Source organism: Yersinia rochesterensis (assembly GCF_003600645.1).
Lineage (GTDB): Bacteria > Pseudomonadota > Gammaproteobacteria > Enterobacterales > Enterobacteriaceae > Yersinia > Yersinia rochesterensis.
In genome coordinates this window covers 4,072,571-4,091,348 of record NZ_CP032482.1, presented here as the reverse complement: position 1 = coordinate 4,091,348, position 18,778 = coordinate 4,072,571, and the positions used below count along the sequence as shown (strand labels likewise).

The following is an 18,778-nucleotide window of genomic DNA, read 5'->3' as shown; positions in this document are numbered from 1 at the left end:
TTATTATCCTTAATATAGGTCTTTTTTGAAAAGCGGGTTACCCCGCTTCAAATTGCTTGGTGATATTCTCCAACTGCTCTTGTGCATCCAACCAATGCATCTCAGTTTCTTCCAGCTTGGATTTCACCTGCGTCTGCTGTTGTAAGCATTGGGTGAGATCGCTCTTGCGAGCTATGTCGTACAGCGCGGAATCAGCGAGTTGCTCCTCAACTGCTGCTAATTCGGTACTGAGTTTATCCATCTGTTTTTCCAGCGTCATAATTTGCTTACGCAAAGGCTGGGTTTGGCTGCGGAACTCAGCATCGCGGCGTTTTTGGTCTTTGCGTTGTTGTGCGCTGTTGCCGGATAACTCTTTGCCGGGGTTATCTTGCTGGTTTTGCTGGCGCTGTACATCCACCAGAAACTGTTGATAATCCTCCAGATCGCCGTCGAACTGCTCCACTTTACCGTCATGTACCAGGTAAAGGTCATCAGTAGTAGACCGTAATAAGTGACGATCATGGGACACCACCACCAATGCGCCTTCGAAATCAATTAAGGCTTCGGTCAATGCCTGGCGCATATCAAGATCCAGATGGTTAGTCGGTTCATCCAGCAGCAACAGGTTAGGGCGCTGCCAGATAATCAGCGCCAATACCAGCCGCGCTTTTTCACCACCGGAGAAGCGAGCGGTAGGGTCGGTAACCTGATCCCCCTGAAAACCGTAGCCACCGAGATAATCGCGCAACTGCTGCTCCGGCTCCTTGGGGGCCAGGCGGCTCATATGTTGCAGCGGAGATTCATCTGCTCGTAAGAATTCAAGCTGATGCTGGGCGAAGTAACCCAGTTTAATCCCTTTGGACAGACCGATTTCACCACTTTTTGGTTCCAGTGTCCCTGCTAACAGTTTGATTAAAGTAGATTTACCCGCGCCATTGCGGCCTAGCAGGCCGATGCGCGAGCCCGGCACCAGATTGAGCTTGATGGATTCTAAAATAGTGCGGTCGCCATAACCGGCGCTGACTTTGTCCATCCGTAACAGGGGGTCTGGCAAGCTTTCCGGTGTGCGGAAACTGAAGTGGAATGGATTATCCACATGGGCCGGTGCAATCAGCTCCATCCGCTCAAGCATTTTAATACGGCTTTGGGCTTGTTTGGCTTTGGTCGCTTGGGCACGAAAACGGTCAATATAACTTTTCAGATGCGCGACTTTTTCTTGCTGATTCTGATACATCGATTGTTGCTGCGACAGCTTGGTGGCGCGCTGGCGTTCGAAAGATGAATAGTTACCGGTATATTCATTCAGAGTCTGCTGTTCAATATGCAGAATTTTATCAATAATAGGATCAAGGAAATCACGGTCATGGGAAATCAGCACCAGTGTGCCGGGGTAGCTTTTCAGCCATTTTTCCAGCCAGATCACTGCATCCAAATCTAAATGGTTGGTCGGTTCATCCAGCAACAGCAAATCAGAGCGGCAAACCAGTGCTTGCGCCAAGTTAAGGCGCATCCGCCAGCCGCCGGAAAATGAACGCACCGGCTGCTGTAATTGCTCTTGAGAAAAGCCCAGCCCGTGGAGCAAACTGGCTGCACGCGACTGAATGGTCCAGGCGTCAATGGCATCGAGTTTGCCATGCACGGTAGCAATGGCATGGCCGTCATTTTTTTCATTGGCGGCCTGAAGTTCGGCCTCTAACTGACGATATTCGCGATCGCCGTCGATAACATACTCTATCGCCGGCACATCCAGAGCGGGGGTCTCTTGATTGACCCAAGCCAGCGCCCAGTTACTGGGAAAAGTGGCATTGCCCCCATCGGCGCTGAGTTCGCCTTTGAGCAACGCCAGCAGAGTGGATTTACCACAGCCGTTTTTGCCGACCAGCCCGACCTTTTGCCCAGGGTTAATCGTTGCTGTCGCGTTGTCCAGCAAGACACGAGTACCACGTCGAATTTGTAGTGAGGAAAAAACAATCATAGAGTGCCGTATGTTAAATTGTCATTATGTGAGGGTGAACAGGGTGTTTAGCGCCCTATTTTTTGGTCTTTGCGAAGCATGGTAACGGAAAAACCGGACCCTGACGACGCTTTGGAGGGGAATGATGTCGCAGCCACCCAAGGTTTTGCTGCTGTATGCCCATCCGGAATCACAGGACTCGGTGGCTAACCGGGTTTTACTGCAACCGGTGCAGCAGCTAGAGCATGTCACTGTGCACGATTTATATGCACATTATCCGGATTTCTTTATTGATATTCACCATGAGCAGCAATTGCTACGTGAGCATCAAATTATTGTCTTTCAACATCCTCTTTATACTTACAGTTGCCCGGCGTTACTGAAAGAGTGGCTGGATCGGGTGCTGGCGCGTGGCTTTGCTAATGGGGTCGGGGGGCATGCTTTGACCGGTAAATACTGGCGTTCGGTGATAACTACCGGCGAGCCAGAAGGAGCCTATCGCGTTGGCGGTTATAACCGTTACCCGATGGAAGATATTTTGCGGCCTTTCGAATTGACGGCAGCTATGTGCCATATGCATTGGATGAATCCGATGATTATTTACTGGGCACGGCGGCAGAAGCCGGAAGTCCTGGCCAGTCATGCGCAAGCTTATGGGCAGTGGTTGCAGTCACCGCTACCGACCGGAGGGCTTTGAATATGGAAAGCTCGGCGCTACTGACCGCGATTTTATTATTCTTATTTGCCGCTGTGGTGGCGGTTCCCATTGCCCAGCGCCTCGGTATTGGGGCGGTTTTGGGCTATTTGATTGCGGGTATCGCCATTGGCCCTTGGGGATTGGGCTTTATTCGTGATGTCGATGAAATACTCCATTTCTCCGAGTTGGGTGTTGTTTTCCTGATGTTTATCATTGGCTTGGAATTGAATCCGGCCAAGCTTTGGCAGTTGCGGCGCTCTATTTTTGGCGTTGGTGCGGGTCAGGTGGTGATAACCGCAGCGGTGCTGGGGGCATTGCTCTACTTTAGCCATTTTGCCTGGCAGGCGGCGGTGATTGGCGGTGTCGGTTTGGCGATGTCTTCAACCGCGATGGCATTGCAGCTGATGCGGGAAAAGGGCATGAACCGCAATGAAGGCGGCCAGCTCGGTTTCTCGGTTTTGCTGTTTCAGGATATGGCGGTGATCCCCGCCTTGGCGCTGATTCCTATTTTGGCCGGTGGCGGCGGGGCGGCGAATGATTGGGTCAAGATTGGCATCAAAATCGCGGCTTTTGCTGGCATGCTGATTGGCGGCCGCTATTTGCTGCGCCCATTATTCCGCTACATTGTGGCCTCTGGTGTGCGGGAAGTTTTCACTGCTGCGGCTTTGCTGGTGGTATTGGGGTCGGCGCTGTTTATGGATGCTCTGGGCCTATCAATGGCGCTAGGGACTTTTATCGCTGGGATATTACTGGCTGAAAGTGAATTCCAGCATGAGTTGGAAATTGCCATCGAACCCTTTAAAGGGCTGCTGCTCGGGCTATTTTTCATCTCTGTCGGGATGGCTTTGAACCTCGGCGTCTTGTTTACTCACTTGTTGGATGTGCTGCTCGGCGTGCTGGCCTTGGTCTTCATCAAAGGCGCAGTGCTATATGGTTTGGCGCGGACATTTGGCTTGCGCCGTTCGGTGCGGCTGCAATTTGCTGGAGTGCTAAGTCAAGGGGGCGAATTTGCTTTCGTGTTATTCTCCGCAGCATTCTCTCAGCACGTGTTGGATGCTGAACAACTGGCATTGCTGCTGGTGGTGGTCACTCTGTCGATGATGACCACGCCGCTTTTGATGCAGGGGATTGACCGCATTTTGATCCGCCGTTACAACGCGCAGGAAGAGAGCGACGAGAAGCCGTTTGTTGAAGATAATGACCCGCAGGTCATTATTGTCGGCTTCGGGCGCTTTGGTCAGGTGATTGGGCGCTTACTGATGGCGAACAAAATGCGCATTACCGTGTTGGAGCGCGATGTCAGTGCCGTCAGTGTGATGCGCAAATACGGCTATAAAGTTTACTATGGCGATGCTACCGAGCTAGAACTGTTGCGGGCTGCCGGAGCGGAAAAAGCCAAAGCTATCGTGATCACCTGTAACGAGCCGGAAGACACCATGACGCTGGTGCATTTATGCCAGCAACATTTCCCCAACTTGCACATCCTGGCCCGTGCCAGAGGGCGTGTTGAAGCGCATGAATTGCTGCAAAATGGGGTTAAAGATTTTACGCGCGAGACTTTCTCCAGTGCGTTGGAGTTGGGGCGAAAAACACTGCTGGAATTAGGGATGCATCCGCATCAGGCCTACCGAGCACAGCAACATTTCCGCCGTCTCGACATGCGAATGTTGCGTGAGCTGGTACCGCAGCATCATGGGGATGTCGCGCAAATTTCCAGAATTAAAGAAGCCCGCCGTGAGCTGGAAGATATTTTCCAACGAGAAATGCTGCATGAAAGTCGGCAGTTAGATGGGTGGGATGAATACGAATAATGCCGGAGAAAATGATGTCTATTACGCTAAATAACAAAACAATTCCGCCAAATAACAAGACAGCAACACGTAAAAGATTCATCGCCGGGGCTGTTTGTCCTCAATGTAAGGCACTGGATACGCTGGCTTTATGGCGTGAAGATCAAGTAGAAGTGGTGGAGTGTGTTAAGTGCGGTCACCATCAGCGTCAGACGGATGAACAGGTCAATCAGCATGTCCGTGAGAATGAACAAGTGATCGGAATTTTCGATCCAGAGTAGCGTTATTCTTCGTGTTTTTTTATGCTGAAGAGTACAGCGGTGCAGATTTCCGCTACAATCTGTGCCAATTTTTGTTCCAAGGGTAGGAGATATCATGAAAGTAGCAAAAGACTTGGTGGTCAGCCTGGCTTACCAGGTGCGTACAGAAGACGGTGTGTTAGTTGATGAGTCTCCGGTGAGCGCGCCGTTGGACTACCTGCACGGCCACGGTTCCCTGATCGCAGGTTTGGAAAAAGCGCTCGAAGGCCACGAAGCGGGCGACAGCTTTGACGTGCGTGTAAACGCCGACGAAGGTTACGGCAGCTATGATGAGAATCTGGTGCAGCGCGTACCGAAAGACGTCTTTATGGGCGTTGACGAGTTGGAAGTTGGCATGCGTTTCCTGGCTGATACCGACCAAGGCCCAGTGCCAGTCGAAATCACGGCTGTTGAAGACGAGCACGTTGTGGTTGATGGTAACCATATGCTGGCGGGTCAGGATTTGAACTTCCACGTTGAAGTGGTTGCTATCCGTGAAGCAACAGAAGAAGAACTGCAGCATGGTCACGTCCATGGTGAGCATGATCATCACCATGAACACGGTGACGGTTGCTGCGGTGGCCACGGCCATGATGAAAGTGACCAAGGTCACGAACATGGTAAAGGCGGTTGTGGTAAAGGCGGCGGCTGCGGCTGTCACTAACATCTGACCTGTCACTAACATTTGATATGGTCAGTCAAAAGCCAGCCTTGCGGCTGGCTTTTTGCTATTTATGTCAATCGAATTGCAATTACGCGAGCGACTAATAGTGCGGCGGCGGCGGCTCTTCTGCTGGTGAAGCCATCATGGAAGACTGAGACTCTCGCAGCTTATCGGTCAATAAACGCAGATGTTCGCGTAATTTGGTTATTTCCATCTGGTGCTCCGTCACGATCAAATTGAGTTCTTCAATCGTCACTTCCTGAAATGCCAGACGGCTCTCCAGCGTTTCTAGCCGTTGCTCAAACAGGGATTGTTCCATCTTAATATCCTCTTATGACTGCAAACCATACCCTCTGATCACTTTCCGTTTGACGGCCATAAAACAGCTCGACGGCCATAAAACAAGGGCGGGCAATACTACCTGTAAAACCCCATGATTGCCCTGAGAGGGTCAAGATATCGATAAAACGAAACTTCTTGTAGTAAAAAAAGTCTTAATATCACTTAATAGCATCTGCATAGAGATTGTTTTGTGTTCGCACAGACAGTTATAGTACAAGACACACTTATAATCGTTGCTTGGGGTAAGTGTCCTTAAGCCAATGGAGAAATGGATGAAATCACTGTTTAAAGTAACGCTACTGGCTACCACCATGGCGCTGACCCTGAATACTTCTGCGACTTTTGCTGCTGAAACAGCCAAAACCGCTGATGCGGCTGCAACGACAAATAGCGCATTTAAGAATGATGACCAGCAATCTGCATATGCATTAGGTGCATCATTAGGGCGTTATATGGATAACTCCCTGAAAGAGCAAGAAAAATTGGGCATCAAACTGGATAAAGACCAGTTGATCGCCGGCGTACAGGATGCTTTTGCGAGCAAAAGTAAACTGACTGATGAAGAAATCGAAAAAACCTTGCAAGGTTTTGAAGCGCGCGTGAAAGCTTCTGCTCAAGCCAAAATGGAGCAAGATGCTAAAGAAAACGCCGATAAAGGTGCTAAGTACCGCGAAACTTTTGCTAAAGAAAAAGATGTGAAGAAAACTGAATCTGGCCTGCTGTACAAAGTAGAGAAAGCCGGTACCGGTGAAGCACCAAAAGACAGTGATACCGTGGTAGTTAACTACAAAGGGACTCTGACCGATGGTACTGAGTTTGATAACTCTTACAAACGCGGTGAGCCACTGTCTTTCCGTCTTGATGGTGTTATCCCTGGCTGGACCGAAGGCCTGAAGCAAATCAAGAAAGGCGGCAAAGTCACTCTGGTTATTCCACCAGAGTTAGCTTACGGCAAAACTGGCGTCCCAGGCATTCCAGCCAACTCTACTCTGGTATTTGATGTAGAGTTGTTGGATGTTAAAGCGGCACCTAAAGCTGACGCTCAAGAAGAACAACCTGCTGCTACGGACGCAAAAGCTAAAAAATAATTTAGCGCCTTTGTTGTCGTAACCTAGTACCCGGTTCTGCTATAACCGCCGCGATAATTGTCGTGGCGGTTTTTTTTGCGGTATATCTACCTTCTGCTCGTTGATAACTTGACGATTTATGGTTTGTGGGCTTAACGTCAAGATCACGCGCAAACGCAAGGATTTTATCTCGGCATATTTGCTAGACTTAAAATTCGATATATTTGAGTTATGAGTCTGCCGACGATATTGAGACAGGCTTTATGTAGAGGATGGTGTCTTCGATGTCTAATTCGCTTCTCAGTAGCGAAACCAGTGAACTGGATTTACTGGATGAACGTCCGTTCAGTCAGACGGACCATGAAATACTCAAATCATACGAAGCTATCGTTGATGGCTTGGCGATGCTTATTGGCAACCACTGTGAAATTGTCCTGCATTCACTGGAAGACCTGAAAAACTCTGCGGTAAGAATTGCTAATGGCGAACACACCGGCCGGCAAATTGGCTCGCCGATAACTGACCTGGCCCTGCGGATGCTGCATGATATGGCGGGTGCAGACAGCAGTGTTTCAAGAGCCTATTTCACACGCGCCAAAAGCGGTGTGCTGATGAAATCTGTCACTATCGCTATCCGTAACCGCGACCAGCGCGCTATTGGCCTGTTATGTATTAACATAAATCTGGATGTGCCTTTCTCGCAAATCATTAAGACTTTCATGCCGCCGGAAACTCAGGAGGTTGCTTCCTCAGTAAACTTTGCTTCATCGGTCGATGACTTGGTGGCGCAAACACTGGAATTTACTATTGAGGAAGTTAATGCTGATCGCAATGTGTCTAACAATGCGAAGAACCGCCAGGTTGTTCTCAATCTGTATGAGAAAGGTATTTTTGATATCAAAGATGCAATTAATCAGGTGGCTGAGCGACTAAATATTTCCAAACACACGGTTTATCTTTACATTCGCCAGTTCAAAAGTGGCGATCTCGTGGGACACGAGCGTTAATGTCAGGGGCAAAGGTGGCGAAATATTGTCTGATGGTCACAGGCCCAGCCTATGGCACCCAGCAGGCCAGCAGCGCCTATCAGTTCGCCCAAGCACTGATAAGTTCAGGCCATAATTTGGTTAGTGTTTTCTTCTACCGCGAAGGTGTTTTGAATGCTAACCAATTAACTGCACCTGCTAGTGATGAGTTTGATTTGGTACGGGCGTGGCAGCAACTCGCACTTAACCATTCGATTGAGCTAAATGTTTGTGTGGCGGCGGCATTGCGCCGTGGTGTTACTGACCAAAATGAAGCTGACCAACTCGATTTGGCGGGAGTAAATCTGCAACCCGGTTTTACCTTGAGTGGGCTAGGTGCACTGGCTGAAGCCGCATTAACCTGTGACCGCATGGTGCAATTTTAATGGCAGAGAATGGTAAGAATAGTGTTGCTTTTGTTTTCACCCAAAGCCCGCATGGTAATTCAGCGGGACGGGAAGGGTTAGATGCCTTGCTGGCAACTTCTGCTTTGAGTGAAGACATCGGGGTATTCTTTATTTCGGATGGTGTTTTGCAGCTTTTGCCACAGCAGCAGCCAGAAAAAATTCTCTCCAGAAACTATATTGCAACTTTCGGTGTCTTACCTCTGTACGATGTTGAGAATTGTTATATCTGTGAAGCCTCATTACAGCAGCGTGGATTGAGTGAAGTGACGGATTGGATACTTGATGTTGCGGTGTTATCTCCGGTAAATTTACGCCGCCAATTGGCAAATTATGATGTTGTACTGACTTTCTAATGAGATTTGGGTAGCCATAATGCTGTATACCGTCAGTCATTCACCTTATCACTGCGATTTATCTGCATTGCTGAAACTCGTCACATCGGAAGATGAAATTCTATTTCTGCAAAATGGAGTGATGGCGGTTTTAAAAAATAGTGAAAGTCTTAACTTGTTGTTAAATAACCCCGCTTCGCTATTTGTGTTGGAAGATGACGTTATTGCCCGTGGCTTGGGTGGTCAAATTTCAGACAAAATCATGCTAATCGGTTATACTCGCTTTGTGGATTTGACCCTAAAACATCAGCAGCAACTGGCATGGTAATGCAGTCAATGCTGTATATTTCTTGACACCTTAGATAGTCAGCCATAAAATTCTGCGTCCTCGTTCTCTGCCAGTAGTGCAAACGAGGGGGATTTATCACGTGTTTACGAAGCAAAAAACCAGGAGCTTTTTTAATAATGGCAACGATTAACCAGCTGGTTCGCAAGCCACGCAGCATGAAGGTTGCTAAAAGCAACGTTCCTGCGCTGGAAGCATGCCCGCAGAAACGTGGTGTATGTACCCGCGTATATACAACCACCCCGAAAAAACCTAACTCCGCACTGCGTAAAGTTTGTCGTGTGCGTTTAACTAACGGTTTTGAAGTCACCTCCTACATCGGCGGTGAAGGTCATAACCTTCAGGAACACTCCGTGATCCTGATCCGTGGCGGTCGTGTTAAAGACTTGCCAGGTGTGCGTTACCACACCGTTCGCGGCGCGCTTGACTGCTCAGGTGTTAAAGACCGTAAGCAATCACGTTCTAAGTACGGCGTGAAGAAGCCAAAGGCTTAATGGTTCTCCGTTAAGTAAGGCCAAACATTTTCACATTAATGTCAAAATAAACTCTTAGAGTTTTGGACAACCCTGAATTAACAACGGAGTATTTCCATGCCACGTCGTCGTGTAATTGGCCAGCGTAAAATTTTACCAGATCCTAAGTTCGGATCTGAATTGCTGGCTAAATTTGTAAATATCCTGATGGTAGATGGTAAGAAATCTACTGCAGAAGCAATCGTCTATACCGCGCTGGAGACCCTGGCTCAGCGTTCTGGTAAAGATTTTCTGGAAGCTTTCGAAGTAGCTCTGGACAACGTGCGCCCGACTGTCGAAGTTAAGTCTCGCCGCGTTGGTGGTTCTACTTATCAGGTACCAGTTGAAGTTCGTCCGGTTCGTCGTAATGCCTTGGCAATGCGTTGGATCGTTGATGCTGCTCGTAAACGCGGTGATAAATCCATGGCTTTGCGCTTAGCGAATGAACTGTCTGACGCAGCAGAGAACAAAGGTTCTGCTGTTAAGAAACGTGAAGACGTTCACCGTATGGCCGAAGCTAACAAGGCGTTCGCGCACTACCGCTGGTAATCACCACGCAGTAGTCATGCTAACCATGCGGGCGCTTTAAGCCAACCCGCATGGGTTAACCGAATGAACGCCCTAGGAATAGAGGAATCAAATGGCTCGTAAAACACCCATTGAGCGCTATCGTAATATCGGTATCAGCGCTCACATCGACGCCGGTAAGACAACCACTACCGAACGTATCCTGTTTTACACCGGTGTAAACCACAAGATCGGTGAAGTTCATGACGGCGCAGCCACCATGGACTGGATGGAACAGGAGCAGGAGCGTGGTATTACCATTACTTCTGCGGCTACTACCTGCTTCTGGTCTGGTATGGCTAAACAGTACGAACCACATCACGTCAACATCATTGACACCCCAGGGCACGTTGACTTCACTATCGAAGTAGAACGTTCCATGCGTGTTCTTGATGGCGCGGTAATGGTTTACTGTGCAGTTGGTGGTGTTCAGCCACAGTCTGAAACCGTATGGCGTCAGGCTAACAAATATAAAGTTCCACGCATTGCGTTCGTTAACAAAATGGACCGCATGGGTGCTAACTTCCTGAAAGTTGTTGGTCAGATTAAATCTCGTCTGGGCGCGAATCCAGTTCCATTGCAACTGGCAATCGGCGCGGAAGAGAAATTCACCGGTATTATCGACCTGGTGAAAATGAAAGCGATCAACTGGAACGAAGCTGATCAGGGCGTGACCTTCGAATACGAAGAGATCCCGGCTGATATGGCTGAGCTGGCTGCTGAATGGCACCAGAATCTGGTTGAATCTGCTGCAGAAGCATCTGACGAGCTGATGGATAAATACTTGGGCGGCGAAGAGCTGACCGAGGAAGAAATCAAGAAAGCTTTGCGTCAACGCGTTCTGCGCAACGAAATCATCTTGGTTACCTGTGGTTCTGCGTTTAAGAACAAAGGCGTACAGGCAATGCTGGATGCAGTTATCGACTATCTGCCAGCACCAACTGACGTTGAAGCAATCAACGGTATTTTGGACGACGGTAAAGATACTCCGGCTGTTCGTCACTCAGACGACAAAGAGCCGTTCTCTGCACTAGCATTCAAAATTGCTACTGACCCGTTTGTGGGTAACCTGACGTTCTTCCGTGTGTACTCTGGTGTTGTTAACTCCGGTGACACAGTGTTGAACTCAGTACGTTCACAGCGTGAACGTCTGGGCCGTATCGTTCAGATGCACGCCAACAAACGTGAAGAGATCAAAGAAGTTCGTGCAGGCGACATCGCAGCAGCGATCGGTCTGAAAGATGTGACGACGGGTGACACTCTGTGTGATCCAACTAATCCGATCATCTTGGAACGTATGGAGTTCCCAGAGCCAGTAATCTCTGTTGCCGTTGAACCAAAAACCAAAGCCGACCAAGAAAAAATGGGTATGGCTCTGGGTCGTCTGGCGAAAGAAGATCCATCATTCCGCGTTTGGACTGACGAAGAATCTGGTCAGACTATCATCGCTGGTATGGGTGAGCTGCACTTGGATATCCTGGTTGACCGTATGCGCCGCGAATTTAATGTGGAAGCAAACGTTGGTAAACCTCAGGTTGCATACCGTGAAACTATCCGCGATACCGTTAAGGACGTGGAAGGTAAGCATGCTAAGCAGTCAGGCGGTCGTGGTCAGTACGGTCATGTTGTTATCGACATGTCTCCGTTGCCACCGGGTGGTGTTGGGTATGAATTCGTCAACGAAATCGTTGGTGGTTCTATTCCTAAAGAGTTCATCCCTGCTGTTGATAAAGGTATCCAGGAACAACTGAAAGCCGGTCCTCTGGCTGGTTACCCGGTTGTTGACGTTAAAATCCGTCTGCACTACGGTTCTTACCATGACGTTGACTCCTCAGAATTGGCGTTTAAATTAGCCGGTTCTATCGCCTTTAAAGAAGGGTTCAAACGAGCTAAACCAGTTCTGCTTGAGCCAATCATGAAGGTTGAAGTCGAAACCCCTGAAGATTACATGGGTGACGTAATGGGCGACCTTAACCGTCGTCGTGGTATCATCGAAGGTATGGAAGATACTGCTACCGGTAAAACCGTTCGCGTCAAGGTTCCGTTGTCTGAAATGTTCGGTTATGCTACTGACCTGCGTTCTCAGACTCAGGGCCGTGCTTCTTACTCCATGGAATTCCTGGAGTATGCTGAAGCACCTAGTAACGTCGCTAAAGCCGTTATCGAAGCCCGTGGCAAATAAGCTTTCGGGTTTAAAACAATGATCCAGTGCTCTCTCATAAGTGGGAGAGCACAAGAGTAAGGAATATAGTCGTGTCTAAAGAAAAATTTGAACGTAACAAACCCCATGTAAACGTCGGTACTATCGGCCACGTTGACCATGGTAAAACTACCCTGACTGCTGCAATCACCACCGTACTGGCTAAAACCTACGGCGGTAGCGCTCGTGCTTTCGATCAGATCGATAACGCACCAGAAGAAAAAGCACGTGGTATCACTATCAACACTTCTCACGTTGAATATGACACCCCAGCACGTCACTATGCGCACGTTGACTGCCCAGGGCATGCCGACTACGTTAAAAACATGATCACCGGTGCTGCTCAGATGGACGGCGCGATCTTGGTTGTTGCTGCAACTGATGGCCCTATGCCACAGACTCGTGAGCACATCCTGTTGGGTCGCCAGGTTGGCGTTCCATACATGATCGTATTCATGAACAAATGTGACATGGTTGATGATGAAGAGTTGCTGGAACTGGTAGAAATGGAAGTGCGTGAACTTCTTTCTGCTTACGATTTCCCAGGCGACGACATTCCAGTAATCAAGGGCTCAGCTCTGAAAGCACTGGAAGGCATTCCTGAGTGGGAAGCTAAAATCATCGAATTGGCTGAAGCATTGGATACCTACATTCCACTGCCAGAACGTGCTATTGATAAGCCATTCTTGCTGCCAATCGAAGACGTATTCTCTATCTCCGGCCGTGGTACTGTTGTAACGGGTCGTGTAGAGCGCGGTATCGTTAAAGTTGGTGAAGAAGTAGAGATCGTTGGTATCAAAGATACTGTTAAATCTACTTGTACCGGCGTTGAAATGTTCCGCAAACTGCTGGACGAAGGCCGTGCTGGTGAGAACGTTGGTGTTCTGCTGCGTGGTATCAAACGTGAAGATATCGAACGTGGTCAAGTTCTTGCTAAACCAGGTTCTATCAAGCCACACACTACCTTTGAATCAGAAGTTTATATTCTGAGCAAAGACGAAGGCGGCCGTCATACTCCGTTCTTCAAAGGCTACCGTCCTCAGTTCTACTTCCGTACAACTGACGTAACCGGTACCATCGAACTGCCAGAAGGCGTTGAAATGGTGATGCCAGGTGACAACATCAACATGGTTGTTACTCTGATTCACCCAATCGCAATGGACGACGGCCTGCGTTTCGCAATCCGTGAAGGCGGCCGTACTGTAGGCGCTGGTGTTGTTGCTAAAGTTATCGCTTAATTGTTTTATTGATTAATTACGTTATTGATCAAGTAAGAGGGCGCTTCGGCGCCCTTTTTTATTGCCTAAAGAAAATAATCTTAATTGAAATAACTCGCATTCTTATTTACACTGTGGATCTTGGTTAAGAAGTGAGTCATTTTATGTATGTTTGCCTGTGTAATGCGGTATCTGACAAAGTTATCCGTAAAGCTGTGCGTCAGCACCATCCACATACCATTCAACAGCTGCGCCAATTAGTACCAATTGGTACAGACTGCGGGAAGTGCATTCGACAGGCCAGAGAAATCTTGATTGAGGAACGCGCTAACATTCCAGAAATGAATGATGTTGCCTAATCGTTAGCAGGGAGAAGTTTTCCCCACACTTTGCCATCTGGTACTACACTTTTAGTACTGGAAGCGGAGGGTATAACTATGAAAGGCGATAAAAAGATAATTGCACATCTCAATAAACTACTCGGAAACGAGTTAGTTGCTATCAATCAATATTTTCTCCACGCCCGAATGTTTAAAAACTGGGGGCTGATGCGCCTTAATGATAAGGAGTATCACGAATCAATCGACGAAATGAAGCATGCGGATAAATATATCGAGCGCATCTTATTCCTCGAAGGTATTCCTAACTTACAAGATTTAGGTAAGCTGAATATTGGTGAAGACGTTGAAGAAATATTGAAGTCAGATTTAGCCCTCGAATTAGCAGGAGCTAAGGATCTGCGCGAAGGCATTGCCTATGCTGATTCTATTCATGACTATGTCAGTCGCGATTTGTTGAAGGAAATTCTAGCGGAAGAAGAAGGCCACATAGACTGGCTGGAAACAGAGCTGAGCCTCATTGAACGTTTGGGGATACAGAACTACTCCCAGGCTCAATTGGCAAAAGACTAGTTTTTTCCTCACTGCACCGTCGTTTACTCAACCATCGTATATTCAGTCAAAAGAGTGAGAACCTCCTTGGCCTCACTCTACTTCTCATTTTCAGACCTGTAAAAATAGACCTATTCCCCTCAAATTAAGTTATCTGGTAAGTTTTCGCATAGATTTTCAACACTGGCTTGCTTCCTGTCGGTATTTCAGTATAATGCGCGGGCCTACCTAATCTTGATAGGTCAGATTGAAACTAATCTGTCGGTTACAGCCTAGTGTTGGAACTGAACAATACTCCCGATATGGGGGTTATATGTTGAACGATTACACTCCCCCATCAATCGAAATGGGTGCGAGGAGTAATCATTTACGTTTATAAATAATTGGAGCTCTGGTCTCATGCAGAACCAAAGAATCCGTATCCGCCTGAAAGCGTTTGATCATCGTTTGATCGATCAATCAACTGCGGAAATCGTCGAGACTGCCAAGCGCACTGGTGCGCAGGTTCGTGGTCCGATCCCGCTGCCAACTCGCAAAGAGCGCTTTACCGTTCTGATCTCTCCGCACGTCAATAAAGATGCGCGCGATCAGTACGAGATTCGCACTCACAAGCGTCTGGTTGACATCGTTGAGCCAACCGAGAAAACCGTTGATGCTCTGATGCGTCTGGATCTGGCTGCCGGTGTAGACGTGCAGATCAGCCTGGGTTAATCAGGTCATTGAGCGATTGAGAGGTTGAAACAATGATTGGTTTAGTCGGTAAGAAAGTGGGCATGACGCGTATCTTCACAGAAGATGGCGTTTCAATCCCAGTAACTGTTATCGAAATTGAAGCGAACCGTGTAACTCAGGTCAAAAGCCTGGAGAACGACGGATACCGTGCTGTACAAGTAACTACCGGTGCTAAAAAAGCTAACCGCGTTACTAAACCAGAAGCGGGTCATTTCGCTAAAGCTGGCGTAGAAGCTGGCCGTGGTCTGTGGGAATTCCGCCTTCCAGAAGGTCAAGAGTTCACTGCTGGTCAAGAAATTAGCGTCGAGATTTTTGCTGACGTTAAGAAAGTCGACGTTACAGGTACATCTAAAGGTAAAGGTTTTGCCGGTACTGTTAAGCGCTGGAACTTCCGCACCCAAGATGCTACCCATGGTAACTCCTTGTCTCACCGTGTTCCGGGTTCTATCGGTCAAAACCAGACTCCGGGCAAAGTGTTCAAAGGCAAGAAAATGGCTGGCCACCTGGGTGACGAGCGTGTAACCGTTCAAAGCCTGGACGTAGTACGTGTTGACGCTGAGCGCAACCTACTGCTGGTTAAGGGTGCTGTACCGGGCGCTACCGGTGGCAACCTGATCGTTAAACCAGCTGTGAAGGCGTAAGGGGATAGCAATGGAATTAGTATTGAAAGACGCGCAAGGCGCGCTGACTGTTTCCGAAACTACCTTCGGTCGTGATTTCAACGAAGCGCTGGTACATCAGGTTGTTGTTGCTTATGCAGCAGGTGCCCGTCAAGGTACTCGTGCTCAGAAGACCCGCGCCGAAGTGACTGGTTCCGGTAAAAAACCGTGGCGCCAGAAAGGCACCGGCCGTGCGCGTGCAGGTTCTGTAAAGAGCCCAATCTGGCGTTCAGGTGGTGTGACCTTTGCTGCGAAGCCTCAGGACCACAGTCAGAAAGTAAATAAAAAGATGTACCGCGGCGCGCTGAAAAGCATTCTGTCCGAATTGGTACGTCAAGATCGTCTGATCATTGTCGAAAAGTTCTCTGTTGAAGCACCTAAAACTAAGTTGCTGGCGCAGAAGCTGAAAGATATGGCTCTGGAAGATGTACTGATCATCACTGGTGAACTGGATGAGAACTTGTTCTTGGCAGCTCGCAACCTGTACAAGGTTGATGTCCGTGATGTTGCTGGTATTGACCCAGTTAGCCTGATCGCCTTCGACAAAGTGGTTATGACTGCTGATGCTGTGAAGCAAGTTGAGGAGATGCTGGCATGATTCGTGAAGAACGTCTGCTGAAAGTACTGCGCGCGCCGCATGTATCTGAAAAAGCATCCGCTGCGATGGAAAAGAATAACACCATCGTTCTCAAAGTTGCCAAAGACGCGACCAAAGCAGAAATTAAAGCTGCAGTGCAGAAACTGTTTGAAGTCGAAGTCGAAGACGTTAACACCTTGCTGGTTAAAGGCAAGAGTAAGCGTCACGGTCAGCGTGTTGGTCGTCGTAGCGACTGGAAAAAAGCTTACGTCACCCTGAAAGAAGGCCAGAATCTGGACTTCATCGGCGGCGCAGAGTAAGTCGGAGGAGTAAACAATGGCAATTGTTAAATGTAAACCTACGTCTCCGGGTCGTCGCCACGTTGTTAAAGTGGTTAACCAGGAGTTGCATAAGGGTAAGCCTTATGCCCCGTTGCTTGAGAAATTAAGCAAAAGCGGTGGCCGTAACAACAATGGCCGTATCACTACCCGTCATATCGGTGGTGGCCACAAGCAACATTATCGTCTGGTTGACTTCAAACGCAACAAAGATGGTATCCCTGCTGTGGTTGAGCGTCTGGAGTACGATCCGAACCGTTCTGCGAATATCGCACTGGTTCTGTACAAAGACGGCGAACGCCGTTATATCCTGGCGCCAAAAGGCCTGAAAGCTGGTGACCAGATTCAATCTGGCGTTGATGCTGCAATTAAAGCAGGTAACACCCTGCCTATGCGTAACATCCCAGTTGGTTCAACGGTTCATAACGTAGAAATGAAACCAGGTAAAGGCGGCCAATTGGCTCGTTCTGCTGGTGCATACGTTCAGATCGTTGCTCGTGACGGTTCCTACGTGACCCTGCGTCTGCGCTCCGGCGAAATGCGCAAAGTTCTAGCTGATTGCCGCGCCACCTTAGGTGAAGTCGGTAACGCTGAACACATGCTGCGTGTGCTGGGTAAAGCAGGTGCTAGTCGTTGGCGTGGTATTCGTCCTACCGTTCGCGGTACGGCGATGAACCCAGTCGATCACCCACACGGTGGTGGTGAAGGTCGTAACTTTGGTAAGCACCCGGTAACCCCGTGGGGCGTTCAAACCAAAGGTAAGAAGACCCGTAGCAACAAGCGTACTGATAAGTTCATCGTACGTCGCCGTAGTAAAAAATAATTAGAGGATAAGCCATGCCACGTTCTCTCAAGAAAGGTCCCTTCATTGACCTGCACTTGCTGAAGAAGGTAGAGAAAGCGGTGGAAAGCGGAGACAAGAAGCCAATTCGGACTTGGTCCCGTCGTTCAACGGTCTTTCCAAATATGATCGGTTTGACCATCGCTGTCCATAATGGTCGTCAGCACGTTCCCGTTTTTGTTTCCGATGAAATGGTCGGTCACAAACTGGGTGAATTCGCGCCGACCCGTACTTATCGCGGCCATGCGGCCGATAAAAAGGCTAAAAAGCGCTAAGGTAGGAGGAAGAGATGGAAACTATCGCTAAACATCGCCACGCTCGTTCTTCTGCTCAGAAGGTTCGCTTGGTAGCGGACCTGATTCGCGGTAAGAAAGTGTCGCAAGCTCTGGAAACTCTGGCCTATACCAACAAGAAAGCTGCTGGTTTGGTTAAGAAGGTACTGGAGTCTGCCATTGCTAACGCAGAACACAACGATGGCGCTGACATCGATGATCTGAAAGTCACGAAGATCTTCGTAGACGAAGGCCCTAGCATGAAGCGCATTATGCCTCGTGCAAAAGGTCGTGCAGATCGCATCCTGAAGCGCACCAGCCACATTACTGTGGTTGTGTCCGATCGCTGAGACTCTGGAGACTAGCAATGGGTCAGAAAGTACATCCTAATGGTATTCGACTAGGTATTGTCAAAGCTTGGAACTCTACCTGGTACGCAAATACCAAAGAATTCGCTGACAACCTGGACAGCGACTTTAAAGTTCGCCAATTCTTGACTAAAGAATTAGCGAAAGCTTCCGTTTCTCGCATCGTTATCGAGCGTCCAGCGAAGAGCATCCGTGTGACTATTCACACCGCTCGTCCTGGCATCGTTATCGGCAAGAAAGGTGAAGATGTCGAAAAACTGCGTAAGGTCGTAGCGGATATCGCTGGCGTTCCTGCACAGATTAATATCGCCGAAGTCCGTAAACCGGAACTGGACGCAAAATTGGTTGCTGACAGCATCACTTCACAGCTGGAACGTCGCGTTATGTTCCGTCGTGCTATGAAGCGTGCTGTACAGAACGCAATGCGTCTTGGCGCTAAAGGTATCAAAGTTGAAGTAAGCGGCCGTCTTGGCGGTGCTGAAATCGCGCGTACCGAATGGTACCGTGAAGGTCGTGTTCCGTTGCATACACTGCGTGCGGATATCGATTACAACACATCTGAAGCGCACACCACTTATGGTGTAATCGGCGTTAAGGTATGGATCTTCAAAGGTGAGATCTTGGGTGGTATGGCTGCTGTTGAACAACCGGAACCGGCGGCTCAACCTAAAAAGCAGCAGCGTAAAGGCCGCAAGTAAGGAGA

The 18,778-nt window shown here is 48.7% G+C and carries 25 protein-coding genes; 23 read left to right on the top strand and 2 right to left on the bottom strand.

Translation table 11 applies throughout. The annotated features are described in order from the left end of the window. Positions 1–37 precede the first annotated feature (37 nt). Entirely contained in the window at positions 38–1,954 is a 1,917-nt protein-coding gene (locus DXZ79_RS19125) for an ABC transporter ATP-binding protein (protein ID WP_038637137.1), read from the bottom strand. Between the two features lie 124 nt (positions 1,955–2,078). On the opposite strand from DXZ79_RS19125, the gene kefG reads away from it, so the two are divergent. The 4 genes from kefG to slyD all read left to right on the top strand — a co-directional run bounded on the left by kefG (position 2,079) and on the right by slyD (position 5,383). Continuing rightward, positions 2,079–2,630 (top strand): glutathione-regulated potassium-efflux system ancillary protein KefG, encoded by a 552-nt coding sequence (gene kefG, locus DXZ79_RS19120; RefSeq protein WP_038637134.1) that lies wholly within the window; start codon positions 2,079–2,081, stop codon positions 2,628–2,630. A 2-nt stretch (positions 2,631–2,632) separates the two neighbouring features. Continuing rightward, positions 2,633–4,441 carry a glutathione-regulated potassium-efflux system protein KefB gene (gene kefB / locus DXZ79_RS19115; protein ID WP_038637131.1) on the top strand — a complete coding sequence of 603 codons (1,809 nt, stop codon included), beginning with the start codon at positions 2,633–2,635 and terminating at the stop codon, positions 4,439–4,441. Positions 4,442–4,455: 14 nt separating this feature from the next. Next, positions 4,456–4,701 carry a YheV family putative zinc ribbon protein gene (locus tag DXZ79_RS19110; RefSeq protein WP_042562659.1) on the top strand — a complete coding sequence of 82 codons (246 nt, stop codon included), beginning with the start codon at positions 4,456–4,458 and terminating at the stop codon, positions 4,699–4,701. 94 nt (positions 4,702–4,795) lie between these two features. After that, on the top strand, positions 4,796–5,383 hold the full coding sequence (gene slyD, locus DXZ79_RS19105) for a peptidylprolyl isomerase (protein ID WP_038637128.1): 588 nt from the start codon (positions 4,796–4,798) through the stop codon (positions 5,381–5,383). Positions 5,384–5,483: 100 nt separating this feature from the next. On the opposite strand, the gene DXZ79_RS19100 is transcribed toward slyD, so the two are convergent. Further along, positions 5,484–5,702, bottom strand: a complete 219-nt coding sequence (locus tag DXZ79_RS19100) for a SlyX family protein (protein WP_004391440.1) — start codon at positions 5,700–5,702, stop codon at positions 5,484–5,486. 295 nt (positions 5,703–5,997) lie between these two features. Between DXZ79_RS19100 and fkpA the strand changes: the two genes are divergently transcribed. From fkpA to rpsC, 19 genes are all read left to right on the top strand, one after another. Next, positions 5,998–6,813 (top strand): FKBP-type peptidyl-prolyl cis-trans isomerase, encoded by an 816-nt coding sequence (gene fkpA, locus DXZ79_RS19095; protein WP_038637126.1) that lies wholly within the window; start codon positions 5,998–6,000, stop codon positions 6,811–6,813. Positions 6,814–7,076: 263 nt separating this feature from the next. Next, positions 7,077–7,799, top strand: coding sequence for a helix-turn-helix transcriptional regulator (locus tag DXZ79_RS19090; RefSeq protein WP_038637124.1), 723 nt, complete (start codon positions 7,077–7,079; stop codon positions 7,797–7,799). Then, positions 7,799–8,203 carry a sulfurtransferase complex subunit TusD gene (gene tusD, locus DXZ79_RS19085; protein ID WP_050291813.1) on the top strand — a complete coding sequence of 135 codons (405 nt, stop codon included), beginning with the start codon at positions 7,799–7,801 and terminating at the stop codon, positions 8,201–8,203. The genes DXZ79_RS19090 and tusD overlap by 1 nt, the downstream gene beginning before the upstream one ends. After that, on the top strand, positions 8,203–8,577 hold the full coding sequence (tusC, locus tag DXZ79_RS19080; RefSeq protein WP_038637119.1) for a sulfurtransferase complex subunit TusC: 375 nt from the start codon (positions 8,203–8,205) through the stop codon (positions 8,575–8,577). Before tusD ends, tusC begins: the two co-directional genes overlap by 1 nt. Before the next feature lie 19 nt (positions 8,578–8,596). Continuing rightward, a complete protein-coding gene (gene tusB, locus DXZ79_RS19075; protein WP_038637117.1) occupies positions 8,597–8,884 on the top strand; it encodes a sulfurtransferase complex subunit TusB in 288 nt (95 codons plus the stop codon). A 137-nt stretch (positions 8,885–9,021) separates the two neighbouring features. Beyond that, a complete protein-coding gene (rpsL, locus tag DXZ79_RS19070; protein ID WP_002212323.1) occupies positions 9,022–9,396 on the top strand; it encodes a 30S ribosomal protein S12 in 375 nt (124 codons plus the stop codon). A 96-nt stretch (positions 9,397–9,492) separates the two neighbouring features. After that, the gene (gene rpsG, locus DXZ79_RS19065; protein ID WP_002212324.1) at positions 9,493–9,963 is read left to right on the top strand and encodes a 30S ribosomal protein S7; all 471 of its coding nucleotides are present in this window, start codon (positions 9,493–9,495) and stop codon (positions 9,961–9,963) included. Positions 9,964–10,054: 91 nt separating this feature from the next. Beyond that, positions 10,055–12,163, top strand: coding sequence for an elongation factor G (gene fusA / locus DXZ79_RS19060; RefSeq protein WP_038637115.1), 2,109 nt, complete (start codon positions 10,055–10,057; stop codon positions 12,161–12,163). Between the two features lie 71 nt (positions 12,164–12,234). Then, on the top strand, positions 12,235–13,419 hold the full coding sequence (gene tuf, locus DXZ79_RS19050; protein ID WP_038637113.1) for an elongation factor Tu: 1,185 nt from the start codon (positions 12,235–12,237) through the stop codon (positions 13,417–13,419). Positions 13,420–13,562: 143 nt separating this feature from the next. Then, complete coding sequence (bfd, locus tag DXZ79_RS19045) at positions 13,563–13,757, top strand: bacterioferritin-associated ferredoxin (protein WP_004391429.1); 195 nt, start codon at positions 13,563–13,565, stop codon at positions 13,755–13,757. 78 nt (positions 13,758–13,835) lie between these two features. Continuing rightward, on the top strand, positions 13,836–14,309 hold the full coding sequence (gene bfr / locus DXZ79_RS19040; protein WP_032820222.1) for a bacterioferritin: 474 nt from the start codon (positions 13,836–13,838) through the stop codon (positions 14,307–14,309). A gap of 378 nt (positions 14,310–14,687) precedes the next feature. Continuing rightward, positions 14,688–14,999, top strand: a complete 312-nt coding sequence (gene rpsJ, locus DXZ79_RS19035; RefSeq protein WP_001181005.1) for a 30S ribosomal protein S10 — start codon at positions 14,688–14,690, stop codon at positions 14,997–14,999. A 32-nt stretch (positions 15,000–15,031) separates the two neighbouring features. Beyond that, positions 15,032–15,661, top strand: a complete 630-nt coding sequence (rplC, locus tag DXZ79_RS19030) for a 50S ribosomal protein L3 (protein ID WP_004709250.1) — start codon at positions 15,032–15,034, stop codon at positions 15,659–15,661. A gap of 10 nt (positions 15,662–15,671) precedes the next feature. Continuing rightward, positions 15,672–16,277, top strand: a complete 606-nt coding sequence (rplD, locus tag DXZ79_RS19025) for a 50S ribosomal protein L4 (protein WP_004391426.1) — start codon at positions 15,672–15,674, stop codon at positions 16,275–16,277. Continuing rightward, positions 16,274–16,576: a 50S ribosomal protein L23 gene (gene rplW / locus DXZ79_RS19020; protein ID WP_005159841.1), complete on the top strand. Its 303-nt coding sequence runs from the start codon at positions 16,274–16,276 to the stop codon at positions 16,574–16,576. Before rplD ends, rplW begins: the two co-directional genes overlap by 4 nt. A 16-nt stretch (positions 16,577–16,592) precedes the next feature. Continuing rightward, on the top strand, positions 16,593–17,417 hold the full coding sequence (rplB, locus tag DXZ79_RS19015) for a 50S ribosomal protein L2 (protein WP_004391424.1): 825 nt from the start codon (positions 16,593–16,595) through the stop codon (positions 17,415–17,417). 14 nt (positions 17,418–17,431) lie between these two features. Next, positions 17,432–17,710, top strand: coding sequence for a 30S ribosomal protein S19 (rpsS, locus tag DXZ79_RS19010; protein ID WP_002213430.1), 279 nt, complete (start codon positions 17,432–17,434; stop codon positions 17,708–17,710). A 14-nt stretch (positions 17,711–17,724) separates the two neighbouring features. After that, a complete protein-coding gene (rplV, locus tag DXZ79_RS19005; RefSeq protein ID WP_004391423.1) occupies positions 17,725–18,057 on the top strand; it encodes a 50S ribosomal protein L22 in 333 nt (110 codons plus the stop codon). 17 nt (positions 18,058–18,074) lie between these two features. Further along, positions 18,075–18,773, top strand: coding sequence for a 30S ribosomal protein S3 (gene rpsC / locus DXZ79_RS19000; protein WP_002221644.1), 699 nt, complete (start codon positions 18,075–18,077; stop codon positions 18,771–18,773). Positions 18,774–18,778 lie beyond the last annotated feature (5 nt).